At 61.9% G+C, this 1,454-nt stretch carries 2 protein-coding genes; both read left to right on the top strand.

The genetic code is table 11. The features are described 5' to 3' along the window. Positions 1–68: 68 nt before the first annotated feature. Positions 69–383 carry a hypothetical protein gene (locus ACFE7X_RS17420; protein ID WP_375436966.1) on the top strand — a complete coding sequence of 105 codons (315 nt, stop codon included), beginning with the start codon at positions 69–71 and terminating at the stop codon, positions 381–383. Between the two features lie 220 nt (positions 384–603). Further along, positions 604–1,454: DUF4861 family protein (locus ACFE7X_RS17415; protein ID WP_375436965.1), on the top strand; the 851-nt coding region annotated here is incomplete at its 3' end.

Below are 1,454 nucleotides of genomic sequence, written 5' to 3'. Positions count from 1 at the left end.
CCGGCCTCCAGGTCGGCCAGGATGTCCTCGATGCCCTCCAGCCCGACGGCCAGCGGTTCGTCATGTTTTTGAAGGACGAAACCCGCGAGCCGGTGCAGAAAAACCTGCGCGTAGCCTTTGCCGACCAGGCCGCCGGGCCGTACGGCGCGCCCTCGGCGCCCATCACGGGCCAGTACTGGTCCGAAGGACCGACAGCTATTCAACTGGGCAATAAGTGGTTGGTATATTTCGACAAGTACACCGAGCACAAGTACGGCGCCGTGACTTCGACCGACCTGAAAACCTGGACCGACATCTCCGACCACATACACTTCCCGCCGGGCGCACGCCACGGCACGGTGCTGCGCATCAGCCAAAAGGAGCTGGCCAAGCTGCCGAAGTAGGCGCTGCTTTGCTCGTTGAGGCTGTACCTGGAAAGTCCGTAAAGGTATATTTTGTCATGCTGAGCTTGTCGAAGCATCTCGCGTGGCGCAGTAGATGAATGTTGGTTACTGCGCCACGCGGGATGCTTCGACAAGCTCAGCATGACGACTTACGAATTTCTAAACAGCTCTATTGGCAGAATTTATCTTCTGTCATACAGCACTTTATATTATCTGACTTATGAAATTCCTTCTCCTGGCCCTACCCCTCGCCGCGCTGGGCACGGGCGCCGTGCCCGTCCCCACGGCCACCATCACGGTGCGCAATTCGCTGAATCTGGCGCGTCGCGCCGAAACTATCAGCCTACCCCTGGCGCAGCTGCCGGCGGCCGTACGCCGGCTCAGCGCGGGCAGCCTGCGGGTGCGCGACGCCAGCACGAAAGCGCTGCTGGTGAGCCAGCTGCTGGATGAAAACGGCGATGGCCAGCCCGATGCGCTGCTGTTTCAGACCGACGTGGCGGCCAGAGGCAGCAAAACCTTCGTGCTGGCGGCGGGCAGCGAGGCAGTGCCGACCAGCCCGGTCACCACGTTTGCCCGCTTCGTGCCCGAGCGGACGGATGATTTTGCCTGGGAAAATGAGCGGGTGGCCTTCCGCACCTACGGCCCTAATGCTGAGCAGCTTTACGATAAAAAAGACCCGGCCGGCACCCTCACCAGCGGCATGGACTGCTGGCTGAAGCGCGTGGACTACCCCATCATCAACAAGTGGTACGCGCAGCACGTGCGGACGCCCTTTTCCTACCACAAGGACACCGGCGAAGGCTACGACCCCTACCACGTGGGCGCCAGCCGGGGCACCGGCGGCACCGGCGTGCTCGATGGGGGTAAGCTTTACGTTTCCAGGAACTTCGCTACGTACAAAGTGCTGGCTACCGGGCCCATCCGCACGGTGTTTGAGCTGACCTACGCGCCCTGGGACGCGGGCGGCCGCACCGTGACGGAGCGCAAAATCATCAGCCTCGACCTGGGCTCGAACCTGACGCGCTACGAGGAACATATAGCGGCCCCTACCCCCCTACCCAACCTCACTAT

This window comes from uncultured Hymenobacter sp. (assembly GCF_964242765.1).
In the GTDB taxonomy this organism is placed as follows: Bacteria; Bacteroidota; Bacteroidia; order Cytophagales; family Hymenobacteraceae; genus Hymenobacter.
This window is presented reverse-complemented; position numbering and strand designations above follow the sequence as displayed.